The following is a 15,963-nucleotide window of genomic DNA, read 5'->3' as shown; positions in this document are numbered from 1 at the left end:
TCTCCACCTTTACGCTTTTATTGTTTAGTTGTGAATGATTTAGATGGTAGGGTTATGACTTTTATTGGTCTATCCAGTTTTGGCAGGGCTTATCCACTTAGTGCAAATACTTGTCTTTTTTAGGGAAAACCCCAGCGGTTTTTCATAAGGCATTCATAAGCGATTGATATAGAAAAAGAAATTTTTGTTTAGGTTTAAAGTAAAAGGACAGGGAGCAGAGTTGAAATATGGGTGTTTGTACTAGATTGACCCATTTGGTTTTTTTATTTACTTTGATAGAGACAGACGGGATAGTCTGTACTTAATTGAAAAACATGCAGATGCTGCCAGTGTTGCCAGCAGTATGCAGGGCAAAAAAGCCCCATTCCGATGCATTGTGCTATCGGAATGGGGCTTTTTTATTGCTGGTCACATCTTACTAGGAGACAAAATAATGACCTATTCCATCAAAGAGGCCTTAGCGGCCAAGGGGGTTTATCCCACTGATGAGCATTTAAAAAAACTCGAACAAAAATGGCAGGAGACCTTAGCGCTCAAAGGAGATTTAGCAGGTGTCCCACTAAGTGATGCCGATTTAGCTATCAAAAATGTTGCAGGAGGAGATCACTATGAATAAAGAACTATTAGAAAAAAGCGTCACAGAGTTAGCGCAATTGATTAAAAGCAAATCCGTTTCACCGGTAGAGGTAACGGAAAACATGTTGCAGTATATTGAGAGTAGCAACCCGCAAACGAATGCGTATGTGGCGATCACAGCAGATAGCGCGTTAAAAGCAGCGAAGCATGCAGAAAATGAAATCATGCAAGGCAAATATAAAGGCACCTTTCATGGTGTGCCGATTGCATTAAAGGATAATATTTATTTTGCCAATGAAGTTACTACCATGTGTTCTAAAATCCATCGGGATTTTGTTTCTAAAGAGGATGCAACGGTAACGGCGCGCTTGCGCGAAGCTGGTGCAGTATTTACTGGTAAGCTCAACATGCATGAATATGCATGGGGAATTGACAATAATAGCCCTCATTTTGGTGCGGTGCATAACCCATGGAACCCAGAAAAAGTGCCTGGCGGATCTAGTGGTGGATCAGGTGCTGCAGTGGCTTCGCATAGTACATATTCATCCCTAGGGACGGATACAGCAGGGTCGATCCGTATCCCTTCATCCGCTTGCGGGATTGTGGGTTTAAAACCCACGCATGGTCGCGTAAGTAAATACGGCGTCTATCCATTAGCGTGGACGTTAGATCATGTGGGTCCTATGTCAAAAACTGTGGCGGATGCGGCAGCGATGTTACAGGTGATAGCAGGGTTTGATACAAAAGATCCAACCTCTGCACCCGTACCTGTTGTTGATTACAGCGCCTCCTTGAACGAGGGAGTGAAAGGTTTACGTATCGGCATCAACGAAGCGTATTTCTTTAATCAAGTGGATTCGCGTGTAGAACGAATTATTCGGGAGCGCTTAGATGATTTAGAAAAACAAGGGGCTATTTTATCTACAGTTAGTATCCCTGCATTGCAGTATGCAGAGTGGGCAGAGCTAGCGATTAGTTTAAGTGAGGCTTCTACGATTCATCATGAGGATCTCCTTAAGCGCCCTGATGACTTTGGTGATGATATTCGCTTTTTATTCGAGTGGGGGGAGCTATTTAGTAGCGTAGATTATTTGCAGGCACAGCAGGTACGACGCGCTTTGAAACAGCAGTTTACTCAGGTGCTGAGAGAAGTGGATGTATTAGTGGCGCCGACGTTGCCGTTTTTAGTCCCGAATATTGGTGATAATTTGGTCGATATTAATGGCCAAAAAACGGATTTTATTCAGAACTGTATTCGTTTTACTGGGCCGAGCAATTTAACCGGTTTACCGGCGCTATCTGTACCAGCGGGAATAAGTGAGGGCTTACCAGTAGGTTTGCAAATCATTGGTCGGGCTTTTGATGAGGCGACCTTATTAAAGGCAGCTTATGCGATTGAGGCAATGCAACCGTTAGCAGGGCATAAGCCGGTATTGGCACCATAGCCCATAATCTGTGTGCTAAAAAGCTCACCCAAAAGGGGTGAGCTTTTTATTGGGCTAAAGTTTTAGTACGGCTTGTGCGGTAAGAATGTTTTTGCTGACGGTTTCGATACTGATGCGCTGTTGCATTGCCTGTTCACGTAAGAGCTCATAGGCTTGCTCTTCATTTAAACCTCGTGACTTCATGATGAGGTGCTTCGCTTTTAATACGTCTTTGGCCCCTTGGAGTTTAAGGTCTAGGCGGTGTATTTGTCGTTGAAGGCGTTGGCGCTGAAGATTGATTTGACGCGCATGAACCAGCGTGGATAAAAGCCCAAAAGAGCGAATGGGAGTAGGTAATAGGGCATCAACCTCAAGTTCGAGCATGCTTTCAAGCATGGTTGGGCTTTCATAGGTAATGATCGCAATAATGGTTGGGCGTTTTGTTTGTTGTAGCTCTATCCAATTTGGCAGCACGATATCAGGGTGTACTGCTACCAAAAGAAAATCGGTGGTTGCGGGTAATGAGGGGCGTGGAGGCCAAAACGTTTGTGTCTGGCAGCCAATGCGTAACAGCTGTTGCTGAATCGCCTGTCTGTCTTCGTCGTCTGGGTGAAAAAGAGTGATATGAAGATTACGTAGATCACGTAGTAAAGCCTGAAACGTAATATGTTGGGGTAGTGGTTTTCGGCTCATGCCACAGATCTCCATCTTTAAATCGATAAAGGTGTTTTGGAAAAGGTATGTGTGACTAAATAGGGATCGGGCTTAATGGCAACCGGGCTTTCCCAGACCACTCGAAATTGCCCATTGGCATCAGCAATGCCGATGCGAGGTTGTAAATAAGTGTGGTGATTATCCGGGTCGATACGTATTTTGCCTTGGGGCGCGTGAAACTCTTGTTTTAATAAGGCGGGTAGTAGTTGTTCTATTTCTTCACTCTGTGCTTGGCGTAAGGCATTGGCATAGAGATGTACTTGAAAATAAGCGGCCTCCCAGCCAGCGTTTACGACGGCATCTGGACCAAAGCAAGCTCGAAAAAGCTGTAGGCATTGTTGGTTGGTTGCTGTCTGTAAAGATTGAAAATAAGGAGCGGAGGCAATGTGTCCTTCGCCTAAATCTGCGCCCATATGGGCAATCTCCACCTCTTGCGTAGTCAGACTAGCAATGGGCATTTTATAAGGGTCTAGCTTGGCTTTAGCATAGGCTTGATAAAGCGCCGTGGTTGCATTCCCTACAACTGTGGAAAAAATAAAATCTGGCTGCTGGTGTTTGATATCCTGAATGATCCAACGGAAATCCTCTAAGGTAGCGTTAAGAGGCACATAGCGTTCTGCAAGTTTTTCTCCGTGCGGGTGTTGGTAGATCAGATCGCTCATAATACGGTTTGATTCGTGAGGATAGATATAATCGGAGCCGATAAGATAAACCCGAGGTCCATAGTGCTCCATAAGATACTCAGCTAGTTGCACGCTATTTTGATTTGGGACCGAACCGGTATAAATAATGTTTTTTGAGCACTCAAACCCCTCGTAAAGGGTGGGGTAAAATAAGAGTTTGTTCCATTTTTCTACCACCGGCAACATGGCTTTGCGGGTGCTGGATTTGTACCCACCAAAAATCACGTTTACTTGATCTTTTTGAAAAAGCGTTTCGGCTAAAACACGATAATTTCCCGGGGAAGAGCCCGGGTTGTAGTATTTGGGAATGATTTCTCTTCCGTGAATGCCACCGGCTGCATTGATTTGCTCTATGGCAAAGAGCGTCCCTTTTAATTGGGATTGCTCTATAGTTGAAACCAGACCTGAAGTGGAAAATAATACGCCAACATAAATAGGATCGCACATTGGATTTCTCTTAGCTCGTTTTCCAATTTGTAGCTTAAACAATGCTTAGAGGCGGTGTATATATGTGTTTTCGACTATTTACTCTTTCGCTGTTAATCATATAAAAAACCCACCTTTAAAGATGGGTTTTTGAATCGTAGGGTGTAGAGTTAAGGCTGGCTAAGGGTTTGAATTTGTTCGCGGTAATAATCAAGTACAGCCTGACCATCTACGTTTTTACTTGCTGCTTTCTGAATCCACTTTTGCTCTAGAGGGGCCAGTTTTTCTTTTAGCTCTTGTAGCTCGTCACCTTCGACGATATAGGTGTGTAAGCCATCTGCCGTTAAGGATTGAATTGCATTTTGCTCGGACTGATGCCATTTTTCCCCAAAGGTTTTGGCCATGTGTTTTTCGGACACGCTTAGAATAGCCGCTTGATCTTCTGGGCTGAGTTGATTCCATTTGCGTTCGTTCATAAATAAAAACTGGCTGGTTTTACCAAATCCGCCAGGGACGGCTACCACGGATTTAATGAGGCGGTCTAATTTGAAGTTATGGATTTGATCGTATTGGAAATACATCCCATCGATGACGCCGCGGGACAGCATCTCATAAGCCTCAGAAGCAGGTGCAGTTACAGGAGTGGCACCGAGCTGTTTAGAGACCTCATCAAATAGGGGACTAGGAGAGCGTAGTTTGGAGCCTTCTAGATCTTTGAGGCTATTAACATTTTCTTTAGTCGTCAGAATAACGGACGGTGGACTGGTCCAGGCACCGAGTAGTTTTACACCTCGGTGTTCGTCGGCTCCTGTCATGAATTTCTGATAGGTATCCCAATAAGCTTGTGAGTTGACACCACTATCTTCAGTAGTAAACGGAAGCTCAGCAAACTCAATTAAAGGAAAGCGACTAGCCGTATAGCTGTGGACCGACATTCCAATATCTGCAATGCCATTCCGCACCAAGTCAAGGTGAGCTTGAGGTTTGCCTAGAGGATTAATAAGTTCAACTTTGACGCGACCATTGGTTGCTTGCTCGACTTCTTGGGTCCAAGGAGTCAGCATGTCAGTGGTAATGAAATGAGCTGGAGGCTGCCAGTTAGAAAAACGTAAAACCACGGTTTCAGAGGCTGCCGCCACCAACGGTTGAGCTAAAGCCAGGCCGAGGCCAATAGTGGCTTTGAAGAGATTGAGTTTATTCATTGTCTACTCCTGAGGGAAAGTTGGTTTATTTATTGTTTACATGCTGTTGGGTACTACCATGACAATCCACGGTACTAATACTAAGATAGCTAACCGAATAATGTCGGTCAGTACAAAAGGGGTAACGCCGTAAATAATGGTACGCAGCGGAATGTCCGGCATCACGTTTTTAATCATAAAAATGTTAAGGCCCAAGGGAGGGGTAATAAGACTGATTTCCGCGGCTACTACCACCACAATACCGAACCAGATCAAGTCAAATCCCATTGAGGTCACAATAGGATAGAAAATTGGTACGGTGAGCATCACCATAGACATGGTTTCTAAAAAGCAACCTAGGATTAGATAGATTAAGCAGATGATAAAAATCACCATAAGCGGCGACATATCTAGGCTATTAATAAAATCTAAAAGTTGGTTAGGTAAACCTGCTACGGTAAGAAAGTTGGTGAAAATAAGTGCGCCAATCACTAAGGCAAACATGACGGCGGTAGTTTGAGCTGCTTCAACCAAAACGGTAATATAAATTTTGGGCTTCCAGCCACGGCGTTTTAGGGTGATTAAGAAGGTACAGAAGGCACCAATACCCGCTGCTTCCGTTGGGGTGAAAAGGCCACCATAAATACCGCCCATAATGACCAAAAAGAGCACACTAATGGATAGAACCCCTTTGGTGGCATGTAAGCGTTGTGACCAACTGCTTTTCTCTCCAGGTTGGCCTAACTTGGGATTAATGGTTGTCAGAATGAGTACGGTTGCCAAATACATAACAATGGCAAGTACTCCAGGTACAAAACCGGCTGCAAAAAGCTTGCCAATATCGGTTTCGGTCAAAATGCCATACACCACCATAATGATGCTAGGTGGGATAAGAATACCTAAGGTGCCTCCTGCAGCAATACTGCCTGAAGCCAGGCAGTCATCATAGTTATATTTACGCATGGATGGCATGGCTACGCGGCTCATGGCGGCGGTAGTAGCCATGCTAGAGCCAGATAATGCACTAAACGAGCCACAGGCCAAGATAGTTGCCATGGCTAATCCACCACGTAAATGACCGATAAATGCATTAGCCGCCGTATAAAGATCACGCGAAAGGCCGGAGGCGTTGACTAGGTTTCCCATCAAAATAAATAGGGGCAGTACGCTAAAGCTATAGCTCATGCCCGTGTCATAGGCAGTTTGTGCTGCCATGCTAAGAGCGGGTTCTAGTCCAGTATAGAAACTAAAGCCAAGCACACCTACTAAGAGCATGCCCCATGCAATAGGTAAGCCAACAAATAGGCAGGCTAATAAAGCAATTAAGCCAATAAGAGATACAAGCATAGTGGTCAACCTTAGCGGGTTAAGTCTGAGGCGTTGAAGGAAGGAAGACGTGTGCTAAAGCGGCTAAAGCTGAGATAGCCGTTAAGACAGCAATGACATAAGCAAAGGGGGCTAAAGGTAAACTTAGGGCGTTGCTCATATCACCATAACTGGCAAGTTGAGCGCCGTGTTGCCATAAAAAGTAGCTAAGCACTAGTAAACAGAGTCCAGATATCAAAGATAGGATACGTTGTTGGGCCAGCTGCATCCTAGGTGATAAGGCTGTACTCAAAGCGGTTACAGTTAAGTGTTTTTGGTGCCACGTGACACGAGGTAAAGCGGCAAAAACCAAAATACCTAAAAGCAGCTCATTACTTTCATAGGCTCCATAAATAGGAGCGTGGAAAAAGTAGCGGCCCACCACGTCTATGGTGGTAATACCCGTCATGAGAATCAGTAGGGACGCGCAGAGTGTGTCCAGTAAGATTTCTATAAGTCGAGCGAGTCCGCCTTGGGAGCGGGGGAGTTCCATTCCGATTAAATCGTCGTTGTCCATGTTGTCTCCATACGAGGACATTGAGGTTGTTTTGGGTTGGCGTGTTGTACACGCCTTATAATTAGATATTAGTCCTAAATAGTTTACGACTTAATAGATTCATTTGAATAGAAAAAAACCCTTAAGTAACCTAAATTTTTAAGGTGCCAATACTGGCTCCTCCGCATACATAAAGAGTTTGACCGGTGACAAAGCTGTTTTCAGGGTCAGCAAAAAAAGTGACGGCACGGCGAATATCGTCAACGCGTCCTAAGCGTTTAACAGGAATAGAATTGGCAATTTGTTGTTCACGTTCACTCCCTGCATCGACCACATCATGGAACATAGGGGTTTGTATGGGACCAGGAGCCACAACGTTGACGGTAATACCTTCGGCAGCTAGTTCTAGGGCCCAGGTGCGTGCTAGGCCAATCATGCCCGCTTTGGTGGCGGAGTAGGCGCTGCGTGTTTCCAGACCTAAGGCACCGCGTGATGACATAAAGATAATTCGACCAAATTGTTGCTCACGCATGCGGGGGGCAATCGCTTGCATGAGCTGAATAGCGGAGCCCAAATGGATTTGGGTTAGACCCTGTAGCTCTGAAATCTTGACGTTTTCTAGCAAGTTAGGCCAAATGACGCCTGCATTATGGATAAAGTGTGTGACGTTATATTGAGCTGCAATCTCATGAGCGACTTTAGCGGTAGCGGTCTCATCCAGTAAATCTAAGGAAATTTGGATTAAACGCTCGTGAGACCAATCTAGCTGAGTTCTTGCCAGGGAAATGACGGTATACCCAGCCTCTATATAGTGTTTGCAAAGTTCTGCGCCAATACCAGTGCTGCCACCTGTAATTAAGGCGGTATAAGAGGTAGTCATAATGATCTTTCCTAAGAGTGTGAAGCGTAGGCAACGAGCACGCCCGTTTGCCCTGCATCGAGTTCTAGTCGTAATGAGGTGCGGTCGCCCGTTTGTAAAGCATCTTGAAGATGAGCAATGACGACTGGGCCACAATCCAATTGCACGGTGCCTATACGCCAGGGTAATTGATCTTGAAAGTAGGGCTCATTGCTGTGGTGTAAGGTGCAAGAAGCCAGCACTGTGCCCGTGTTTTTTACAGGCTCCCAAGGCAGCTGATCGTGCAGACAGTGTCCACAGACATCACGTGGAGGGTACTGAACCGTTTGACACTCAGAGCACACTTGCAAGGCAAATTGTTTTTGTGCCGCGGCTTGAGTTAAGCCTGCGGCCGCGCTGCTGCGAGCACTAGGTGGGAGAGGCTTGTTCATGCTTCACCTCGTTTTAAAATGGTGGCGGCAGTGCAAAGGCCGCGATCATAGTTAATCATGCCAAAACCTGAAACCATGCCTACGCTAGCATTGGCGACTTGTGTAGTGCCGGCGCTATGCGTGAGTTGCCGTAGTGCTTGGACTAGCCCTAAGTAACCTCCGGCTGCACCCGCTTGACCTACAGATAGCTGACCACCTGAAGTGTTAAAAGGAAAGCTACCGTCAATTGTGAAGGTATGAGAGCGAATGAAATCGGGGCCGGCTCCTTTATCACAAAAACCCAGATCTTCAAATTGCAGAACATTGATCACCGGGTAATCGTCGTAGGTTTCTAGAAAATCAATGTCTTGAGTTTGTACCTCTGCCATTTCATACAGCTCGTTCACATCCATAGCCCAACCACCACGGTATTGCACGGGGTCTTCGGGGAAAGCATTGTGACGCTCAATCGTAGATAGAATTTCTACAAAAGGAAGCTTTAATGCCAGAGCTTGTTCTTTGCGCATGACTAAGAAGCCTTCTGCTCCCGCACAGGGCATGACGCAATCAAATAAATGAATGGGCTCGGCAATAGCTCTGGCCTCTAGGTATTGATCTAGAGTGAGGGGTTTTTTCATAAGAGCGTGTGGATTGCGCAAGGCGTTATCACGCTGGGCGACGCAGAGTTTGCCAAAATCAGCACGTGTGGCTCCGTAGCGGCGCATGTAGTAATCGGTCAGCAGAGCAAAACTGCCATTGGGGCCTGCTGCACCATAGGGGTAGACGGCGTCTTGGGAAAAGCGCGAGAAACCGCTGACTGTGTTTTTGAAGGAGTCACGGTGATTGGTGTCTCCAGCAATACAAGCTACCACATCCGCATCACCACACTGTACGGCTCGAGCAGCGCGACGTAGGGCTACCACGCCACTGGCGCCGCCCATGGGAATATGCTCTAAAAAACGAGGACTCATTTGGAAGTGCTGCATCAGACCAACAGCCGTATCAGAGCCCAACGTAAAACTCGAGACACAAACACCATCTATAGCTTGTTTAGGAAGCCCACTGTGTTGAACCAGCTGTCGTAAGGCAGTTCCAAGCCAACGGTGGGCACTTTGGTCCGAAAAACGTTCATAGGGCACAGTGACGGGGCAGACTAAGACCACATCGGTGTAGGGCAAACGTCTCATGACACCACTTCCTGACGACGTTTTAGGTGATTGGTGTTGATGTAATCTTCGGCCTCGAGTAAAGCTAAACCTAGCGTTTTAAGCTCTCCACGTTGGATTTTATTGGTGGAGGTCAAAGGTAGTGCTTCTACAAACTTCACATAGCCAGGGACTTTAAAGTAAGCCAGTTGACTTAGGCCCCATGTTACGATCTCTGTGGCTAGGGCTTGCTGCTCTGCTGTCTCGGTGGGTAGGGTATGCGGCACGATCAGAGCCATGACCTCGTCGCCTCGGATAGGGTCTGGCACAGCAGTAACGGCAATAGAACGAATAGCCGGGTGCTGTTGCATCACATTTTCTACTTCGACTGCGGCAATGTTTTCACCACTGCGGCGAATCACATTGCGTTTACGATCAACAAAATGCAAATATCCATTTTCATCACGACGGACGATATCGCCAGTGTGGAACCAGCCATCGGCCCAGGCTTCAGCTGTGGCGGTAGGGTCTTTCCAGTAACCAGAGAAAAAGCCGTGTCTGGGGTTATCGCCACTACGACGCACTAAGAGTTCACCGTTGGTGTTAATAGGTACTTCTTGACCTTGATCATCAACCAGTTTGACTTCTACGGCGGCCGTTTCTTTGCCAAAACAGTTCGTACCTATATAACGCGGTTCGTGGTTGGCAATAATACACGCGGCTGCACCTGTTTCCGTCATAGCCCATGCTTCTAGTAGAGGGAAACCAAAACGATTTTCAAACTGCTGGTGTAAGGTGCCATCCACTCCAGCACCAAAACCAAAGCGGACAGCGTGGTTTCGGTCTTGTTCTGAGGCTTCGAGCTTCATTAAAATAGCAGGCATCACCCCTAAGTAATGAATAACAGTGGCTTGAGACTGGCGCACGGATTCCCACCACGTGCGTGGGTGGAAGCGATCCAGCACAATTAAACAACCACCGGTTTTAATCATAGCCATCGTAGAGGTGGCTAAGGCATTCATATGAAACAAGGGTAGTGGGGTTAGCATACGTTCTAGACCTGGGCGTAGAGTCGCTAAACCTCCTAGCTCGGCATACCATTCACCAGAAAAATGGAAGTAGGTATTCGAGAGCATGCACCCTTTGGGGCGTCCCGTAGTACCTGAGGTGTACATAAGTGCGCACTCAGTATCAGCATTAATAGTGCGATCGGCTAACGGAGCTGTTGCAGGGGCTGCGGGTGGTAGCTGGTCAGGAGTAATGAGTGCTAGCTGATAATTAGCCTGATGTGCTGCAGCCGATAAGTCTGCATGACGATTGGCCAAAGCAACGGCCAATATCATTTCAGAGTGCTGAATGAGGTATTCCAACTCGGCAATACGTAGGTCAGGGTTAATGGGAACGATAGAAACACCGAGTCGGTTTAAAGCTAGCCAATGCAAAATAAAAGCGGGACGGTTCTCGAGTAGGATCCCTACGCGGTGACCATGACCATAACCGGCCGCTTCGTATAAGGCAGAGAGACGATCAATTTCTGCTAAGGCATCTTCGTAACTTAGAGCACCAGCTTCAATTTGGTAGATGTCAGCGGTTTCGGGTAAGACCATCATGAAATCGTTTTGAGGCCAGTGCATTGCCGTTTTTTTAAAAGCACTATAAATAGTGGAGCTCATTATTTTCTCCTACATAAACAGCTGAATGTTGCCAAAGGGGGCATCGCAGTTAAGTAAATCGACGCGTTTGAGTTTGATGCGCAGTTGGCCGTTATCTTGGACAAGGTGATGCGTTGCCCAGCCAACATAAAAGGTTTGTTCATCACCTCGGGTTTCGGTGTAGTGAAAAGCAGTGCGTACTTGATGCTCTTTGGCGTTGGGATCAAAGTGAATGACGCGAGGCTGTTGTAGCAGATGGTGGCAGCGGCTTTTAGGTTGCTGCGAAAAGGTACGTTGCCCAGCAAGACGCTCAATACGAACCTGAAGCAAAAGCTTGTCTTCGTAGAGTAAAGAGGCGTGCAAAATGGGGTCGGTTTGTCCGTGCGCGAGCGGCATCCAGTAGTAGCCGTCATCGGTAAATAAATCGAGCCACTCGTCAAAACGTTGTTCATCGAGCAGGTCGGCTTCGTGGTAGACAAAATCAATTAAATCTTGAGCGGTAAGTTGTGTCATGATGCGTCCTTTCTATCAATGAGCTATAGGTTTAGGCGTCAATGCCCATGTATTTCAACCACGCTCGGAACTGAGCTCGCATTTGCATTTCGCTGGTGCCATTAATAACCACATTTTTTTGTTCTTTTTCAGCGGGGTCATACAGTCGACCCACATTTAGCCAGTCGCGTCCGCGACTTTTTAGGGCTTGTTGGGCGCGCTCGTACATCTCTAGGTCATCATGGCCAACCACAGAGGTGGGGGCGTTGATGAGACGGTTATACATGAGCGTACGCTCTAAGAGCTTGTCGGGAGCGCCGACTAAACGGAAGGTCCATGACTCCACTAAGGTTTTGTCTACGGCAATGGGCTTAAAAATACGTAGGGTTTGGATAGGGCCTTTGATCATGATGTTAGGAAAGTACACGGTGTTATGACGTACATCACCGAGGATTTCTTTGGTGCGCTCTTCGCCATACGCAGCAACCATTTGGTCCCAATAACCGTCAATATCGGAGTATTCCGCATGAATGGAGTCTGCAACCCCTGTATGGCCATGACCGTTTTCCCAGACGCGAATCCCCATGTTTTCAAAGAATTCGTAAGGGGACATAAAAGGAGCAAAAAGCTCAACTGCCATGGGTTTGGGCGTGCCTTCTGGCGCATTTTCCCAAACTTTGACGGCGGTGCCCGCCGAGGACTCGTGCGCAACCATTGGGTGACAGGTATCGGTTTGGTTATCTACCAGCATTTTCCAGTTACAGTGGTGCATGTAGCGCATTACACCACCGGCAATTTCCAGTTTGCCCTCAGGTGAGCGGTCAACCATATTATCGATCGTTGACAAGGACTCGCCGAAAAAGTCCTCAAAACTTTCTCCTTCCGCACTTAAACGACAGAAGACAAAGTCGCGATAGACCACCACGTTTTCTACTGCCGCCATGCCGCGACTGGCTTCAGAGCATTCAAAGCCGGTGTCCTCGTAGCCTTTTTTAAGAGGGATGGCAAGTAAACGCCCGTCGGTGCGAAAGGTCCATGCGTGATAAGGACAGCGGAAAAATTTGCCTGTATTCCCACAGGTTTCACCAGCGACTTTGACGCCTTTATGGGGACAGCGGTTATACAGCACTTTAATGCTGTTATCGCTGTGCCGTACCATAATGACTTCTTCGGTGCCGACTGTGGTGGTGAAGTAATCTCCTTTATTAGGGATTTGGCTAGCGTGGCCCACATACACCCACGTATTGGCAAAGAGTTGTTCCATTTCAAGCTGGAACAATTCCTCGTTAATGTAGAGGTCTTTGTGGACTTCTGTGTCGCGGACCAATTGACGGATAGCATCTGGATTATTGCGATAAAGATTCATGGCAAGCACCTTACATATCGAGAACAAGTTTTTGAGATTTTGCGCGAGAAATACAGATCTGCATGACTTTGCCGCTAGCTTTTTCTTTGTCGGTTAAAAAGTAATCACGGTGATCCGGAATGCCTTCGAGTACATCTACCGTACAGACCCCACATTCGCCCCGTTTGCAGTCATACATCGGATCCTCACCCGCTTCTTCGAGCACATCGATGATGGTTTTATCTGCAGGAACTACAAAGCTCAGCCCAGACTGGCGCAGTTCTACTTCAAAGGGTTGGTCGCCCGCAACCGGTGCAGCGGTTATGAAAAGCTCGAAATGGATATGACAGCGGGGCCAGCCGCGGTCTTTAGCTAGTGCAATGACCGCATCAATCATGCCTTGCGGACCGCAAACATAAATATGTTGATCAGGGCTTAAGCCATCAAAAAGTGTCGATAAATCTAATGCGTGGTGATCGTTGGTGTAGCAGTGCAGTTGTTCCCCAAGTAGCGAGCGCAGCTCATCAGCAAAAGCCAGTTGTTCTGTGCTGCGCGCACTGTAATGAAGCGTACAGGAACGGCCTTGTTGTGTGAGCGCGTGTGCCATACTGGCAATAGGGGTAATGCCAATGCCACCAGCAATTAATACGATGGGCTTCTCATCCGGTTGGGCTTCGGCTAAAGGAAAATCATTGACGGGTCCTTTGACTGTTAAGACATCACCGACTTGGCGTTGATGCATAAACAGGGAGCCCCCTTTGCTATTTTCTTCCAGACGTACACCCAAGCGGTATTGCTGAGGGGAAGCATGCCAGTCGTAGTCGGGATCTGTGACAATTAACGAGTAACAGCGGTGGTCATTTAGTTCAGGAATTTGAACTTGTAAGTGAGCGCCAGGCTGTATGGGGGGAAGTGCCGTGTTGGTGTTTGCGGTTAAAACAAACTCGCGAATGAGTGGGGATACATCACGGATTTCTTGAATAAGGAGGTCAAATGTTTGCATCGTAAGCCTTCCGGTCTGGGTGATGAGGGGCAGACGCATAACCACAACCATAGGCTATTTTCCATCTCTGGGCGGCAGCATGCCTTCCCGATGGGTTGTCTCCGTCAGCTTGATGACTGTGGCTTTGGGCAGAAAGCCTCATCACTGAAAATCGTTATTAATATGTGATGTATTCTAGTGGTGAATAGTTTAGTAATCAATATATTCTTGAGAATGTAATGGAAAACCATTAGAGCTTTAGGCATAAAAAAAGCCCCTTAGGACAAGGGGCAAAAAATGCGGATGTACGATAAGAAAATTGCTACGCGTTGACGATAGCCAGTACGCGTAGTGGGCTGCCTGAGCCACCTTCGATTTTAAGTGGCGCCGAGAGAATAAGAGTACCTGTAGGGGGTAACTGATCTAAGTTACGCAGGCACTGCAGGCCATAGCGGTTAGCACCATGCATTAGCGTATGACAAGGGTAGGCGACAGGCCAGGCATAAGATTGACCTGCATCGGTATTGATGGTTTCTACACCAAAGCCATGGACATCGCGTTCGTGGATCATCCATTCGACGGCTTCTTGCGAAGGGCCAGGGGTATGCGGGCCGTTTTCTTTCATGTTGACGTAGGCTTCTGGACCTTGCTCTTCAAGGCGTTTGGACCAGTCAGTGCGTAAAAACACCCAAGAGCGGGCAGGAATGCGTCCGTGTTTTTCTTCCCAGGCTTGGAGAAACTCGGGGGTAAGTATCCAATTGTCGTCTTGAGCGACTTCTGCTGTTGCATCTACCACGACGGCTGGGCGTATAAAGTTTTCGGCAGGAATGGTGTCTACCGTACCTTGGGGATGATCTTTACCGGAAATCCAGTGCGCCGGTGCATCGAAGTGTGTACCGGTATGCTCACCACAGGTAAAGTTATTCCAGTACCAGCCCGGACCGGCTTCGTCATATTGACTGATGCGTTGCATACTAAAGCCAGCGGTTTGACCAAATTGCTCAGGTAACTGTAGGGATGGAAAAGATTCGTTCAGTGTATGGGTAAGATCAATAACCTTAACTTGATTATTGTTCAGGGCATCAATCATGAGGCTAAGCGCGTTGCTCATGGCTGTCTCCATTATGTATTTTATAAATATGGCTCAGGGCAATTTCATATTGCCCTGAGAGGTCATGCATTAGTTGTCGCTGGGATCAAAATCCGCTGGGTCGGGATTGAGCTCATCAACGTTAAAGTTGTCATTGACAAAAGTCGCTGCGGTCAGAGCGCGGCGGTTCACTTGGAGGTTAAACACATCAAAGCGGTTGTAATGACCAGTGACGTCGTGCATCTGGCGCGGCTGGATGCAGCGCGATAGATCGATATCCCCGTAAGCAATCCCCTCATCATCAATGAGCGGTTCACCTACGGTACGTCCGTCGGGACCAATAATGCCTGAGAAGGCACTATTTTTACGAGCCAGCAGTTCGCGAGCTTCAGGGTGTGAGGCACTCATAAGTTCCACGATTTCTTCAGAAATGGTGGAGCAAGAGATCACAGTGAACACCTTGCCCTCAAAACAATGCGCAGCAGCACGTAAGCGAATCGCTTCGGCCATGTCGTAGTCTTTAGGTGCAACCGGTAGAGCAATGTAGTTGGCGGTGTGTACCATTTCGCCCTGAGCAAGCAAGCTAAAGCGCGCGAGGGTGTTGGTGTTCTCGCCACATGCGAGTGAACCCAATGGACCAATGTTGGTCTTGTGTACACGCATGGAAGAGGCATCACCGGGAGCCCAGGTGAGCTTTTCTGCCCAGGTAGGGACAAGCTTACGATGGCGACCGATGATACGGCCTTCGTGGTTAATGGTCACCAAGGTGTTATAGAGCGTTGCAATACTATTTGGGTTGCGTTCGTTAACGCCAATCACAACGTTAACTTGGCGTTGCGCTGCCACCTGAGCGATTTTTTGAATTTCCGGACCAGGCACTTCGATAGCGGATAAAACCAGCTTTTCGAACCAAGGGCTGGCCTCGACAGGATTCATGACCCAGCTCCAATACGGATAAGCGGAAATGAATACCTCAGGAAAGGCAACCAGTTTTGCACCGTTGTCGGCGGCTTCATGGATCAGGCGGCAAGCTTTTTCAACGGTCGCGTCGGTGTTAAGAAACACCGGCGCGGTCTGAACAGCTGCAGCCTTGAATTTTGGCAATTCAAGCATGCATGTTCTC

General features: G+C 47.3%; 16 protein-coding genes. 2 read left to right on the top strand and 14 right to left on the bottom strand.

All coding sequences use genetic code 11. The features are described from left to right. Positions 1-433 precede the first annotated feature (433 nt). Positions 434-616 carry a hypothetical protein gene (locus ABD980_RS07755; RefSeq protein WP_260650297.1) on the top strand — a complete coding sequence of 61 codons (183 nt, stop codon included), beginning with the start codon at positions 434-436 and terminating at the stop codon, positions 614-616. Next, positions 609-2,021, top strand: a complete 1,413-nt coding sequence (locus ABD980_RS07750; RefSeq protein WP_345370777.1) for an amidase — start codon at positions 609-611, stop codon at positions 2,019-2,021. The genes ABD980_RS07755 and ABD980_RS07750 overlap by 8 nt, the downstream gene beginning before the upstream one ends. Positions 2,022-2,075: 54 nt before the next feature. Here the strand turns inward: ABD980_RS07750 and ABD980_RS07745 are convergent, their stop codons facing one another. The 14 genes from ABD980_RS07745 to ABD980_RS07680 all read right to left on the bottom strand — a co-directional run bounded on the left by ABD980_RS07745 (position 2,076) and on the right by ABD980_RS07680 (position 15,953). Next, positions 2,076-2,693, bottom strand: coding sequence for an ANTAR domain-containing response regulator (locus ABD980_RS07745; protein ID WP_260650295.1), 618 nt, complete (start codon positions 2,691-2,693; stop codon positions 2,076-2,078). Positions 2,694-2,710: 17 nt separating this feature from the next. Further along, a complete protein-coding gene (locus ABD980_RS07740; RefSeq protein WP_345370774.1) occupies positions 2,711-3,844 on the bottom strand; it encodes a transporter substrate-binding domain-containing protein in 1,134 nt (377 codons plus the stop codon). A 149-nt stretch (positions 3,845-3,993) separates the two neighbouring features. Beyond that, the gene (locus ABD980_RS07735; protein ID WP_345370772.1) at positions 3,994-5,025 is read right to left on the bottom strand and encodes a TRAP transporter substrate-binding protein; all 1,032 of its coding nucleotides are present in this window, start codon (positions 5,023-5,025) and stop codon (positions 3,994-3,996) included. 36 nt (positions 5,026-5,061) lie between these two features. Further along, positions 5,062-6,351, bottom strand: coding sequence for a TRAP transporter large permease (locus ABD980_RS07730; protein WP_345370770.1), 1,290 nt, complete (start codon positions 6,349-6,351; stop codon positions 5,062-5,064). A 19-nt stretch (positions 6,352-6,370) separates the two neighbouring features. Beyond that, positions 6,371-6,886 (bottom strand): TRAP transporter small permease, encoded by a 516-nt coding sequence (locus tag ABD980_RS07725; protein WP_345370768.1) that lies wholly within the window; start codon positions 6,884-6,886, stop codon positions 6,371-6,373. 130 nt (positions 6,887-7,016) lie between these two features. Then, positions 7,017-7,745 (bottom strand): SDR family NAD(P)-dependent oxidoreductase, encoded by a 729-nt coding sequence (locus ABD980_RS07720; RefSeq protein ID WP_345370766.1) that lies wholly within the window; start codon positions 7,743-7,745, stop codon positions 7,017-7,019. A gap of 11 nt (positions 7,746-7,756) precedes the next feature. Next, positions 7,757-8,155 carry a Zn-ribbon domain-containing OB-fold protein gene (locus tag ABD980_RS07715; protein WP_345370764.1) on the bottom strand — a complete coding sequence of 133 codons (399 nt, stop codon included), beginning with the start codon at positions 8,153-8,155 and terminating at the stop codon, positions 7,757-7,759. After that, on the bottom strand, positions 8,152-9,321 hold the full coding sequence (locus ABD980_RS07710; protein ID WP_345370762.1) for a thiolase family protein: 1,170 nt from the start codon (positions 9,319-9,321) through the stop codon (positions 8,152-8,154). Before ABD980_RS07710 ends, ABD980_RS07715 begins: the two co-directional genes overlap by 4 nt. Next, on the bottom strand, positions 9,318-10,952 hold the full coding sequence (locus tag ABD980_RS07705) for an AMP-binding protein (protein WP_345370760.1): 1,635 nt from the start codon (positions 10,950-10,952) through the stop codon (positions 9,318-9,320). Before ABD980_RS07705 ends, ABD980_RS07710 begins: the two co-directional genes overlap by 4 nt. 9 nt (positions 10,953-10,961) lie before the next feature. Beyond that, positions 10,962-11,444 carry an aromatic-ring-hydroxylating dioxygenase subunit beta gene (locus tag ABD980_RS07700; RefSeq protein WP_260650286.1) on the bottom strand — a complete coding sequence of 161 codons (483 nt, stop codon included), beginning with the start codon at positions 11,442-11,444 and terminating at the stop codon, positions 10,962-10,964. Between the two features lie 31 nt (positions 11,445-11,475). Then, positions 11,476-12,789, bottom strand: coding sequence for an aromatic ring-hydroxylating dioxygenase subunit alpha (locus ABD980_RS07695; protein ID WP_260650285.1), 1,314 nt, complete (start codon positions 12,787-12,789; stop codon positions 11,476-11,478). A gap of 10 nt (positions 12,790-12,799) precedes the next feature. Then, complete coding sequence (locus ABD980_RS07690; RefSeq protein WP_345370757.1) at positions 12,800-13,771, bottom strand: PDR/VanB family oxidoreductase; 972 nt, start codon at positions 13,769-13,771, stop codon at positions 12,800-12,802. 301 nt (positions 13,772-14,072) lie between these two features. Next, positions 14,073-14,861: a cyclase family protein gene (locus ABD980_RS07685; RefSeq protein ID WP_300647781.1), complete on the bottom strand. Its 789-nt coding sequence runs from the start codon at positions 14,859-14,861 to the stop codon at positions 14,073-14,075. A 69-nt stretch (positions 14,862-14,930) separates the two neighbouring features. After that, complete coding sequence (locus ABD980_RS07680; protein WP_260650282.1) at positions 14,931-15,953, bottom strand: carbon-nitrogen hydrolase family protein; 1,023 nt, start codon at positions 15,951-15,953, stop codon at positions 14,931-14,933. Positions 15,954-15,963 lie beyond the last annotated feature (10 nt).

This window comes from Paenalcaligenes hermetiae, assembly GCF_039543645.1.
GTDB lineage: Bacteria > Pseudomonadota > Gammaproteobacteria > Burkholderiales > Burkholderiaceae_B > Paenalcaligenes > Paenalcaligenes hermetiae.
The sequence above is the reverse complement of the archived record's forward strand: the minus strand, read 5'-3'. Positions and strand labels throughout refer to the sequence as shown.

Excerpts from the sequence above, each read along its gene's own strand:
- ABD980_RS07740 (WP_345370774.1), bottom strand. The coding sequence starts at position 3,844 with ATGTGCGATCCTATTTATGTTGGCGTATTATTTTCCACTTCAGGTCTG.
- ABD980_RS07690 (WP_345370757.1), bottom strand. The coding sequence starts at position 13,771 with ATGCAAACATTTGACCTCCTTATTCAAGAAATCCGTGATGTATCCCCA.
- ABD980_RS07750 (WP_345370777.1), top strand. The coding sequence starts at position 609 with ATGAATAAAGAACTATTAGAAAAAAGCGTCACAGAGTTAGCGCAATTG.
- ABD980_RS07715 (WP_345370764.1), bottom strand. The coding sequence starts at position 8,155 with ATGAACAAGCCTCTCCCACCTAGTGCTCGCAGCAGCGCGGCCGCAGGC.
- ABD980_RS07710 (WP_345370762.1), bottom strand. The coding sequence starts at position 9,321 with ATGAGACGTTTGCCCTACACCGATGTGGTCTTAGTCTGCCCCGTCACT.
- ABD980_RS07685 (WP_300647781.1), bottom strand. The coding sequence starts at position 14,861 with ATGAGCAACGCGCTTAGCCTCATGATTGATGCCCTGAACAATAATCAA.
- ABD980_RS07755 (WP_260650297.1), top strand. The coding sequence starts at position 434 with ATGACCTATTCCATCAAAGAGGCCTTAGCGGCCAAGGGGGTTTATCCC.
- ABD980_RS07745 (WP_260650295.1), bottom strand. The coding sequence starts at position 2,693 with ATGAGCCGAAAACCACTACCCCAACATATTACGTTTCAGGCTTTACTA.
- ABD980_RS07725 (WP_345370768.1), bottom strand. The coding sequence starts at position 6,886 with ATGGACAACGACGATTTAATCGGAATGGAACTCCCCCGCTCCCAAGGC.
- ABD980_RS07730 (WP_345370770.1), bottom strand. The coding sequence starts at position 6,351 with ATGCTTGTATCTCTTATTGGCTTAATTGCTTTATTAGCCTGCCTATTT.
- ABD980_RS07700 (WP_260650286.1), bottom strand. The coding sequence starts at position 11,444 with ATGACACAACTTACCGCTCAAGATTTAATTGATTTTGTCTACCACGAA.
- ABD980_RS07705 (WP_345370760.1), bottom strand. The coding sequence starts at position 10,952 with ATGAGCTCCACTATTTATAGTGCTTTTAAAAAAACGGCAATGCACTGG.
- ABD980_RS07695 (WP_260650285.1), bottom strand. The coding sequence starts at position 12,789 with ATGAATCTTTATCGCAATAATCCAGATGCTATCCGTCAATTGGTCCGC.
- ABD980_RS07680 (WP_260650282.1), bottom strand. The coding sequence starts at position 15,953 with ATGCTTGAATTGCCAAAATTCAAGGCTGCAGCTGTTCAGACCGCGCCG.
- ABD980_RS07735 (WP_345370772.1), bottom strand. The coding sequence starts at position 5,025 with ATGAATAAACTCAATCTCTTCAAAGCCACTATTGGCCTCGGCCTGGCT.
- ABD980_RS07720 (WP_345370766.1), bottom strand. The coding sequence starts at position 7,745 with ATGACTACCTCTTATACCGCCTTAATTACAGGTGGCAGCACTGGTATT.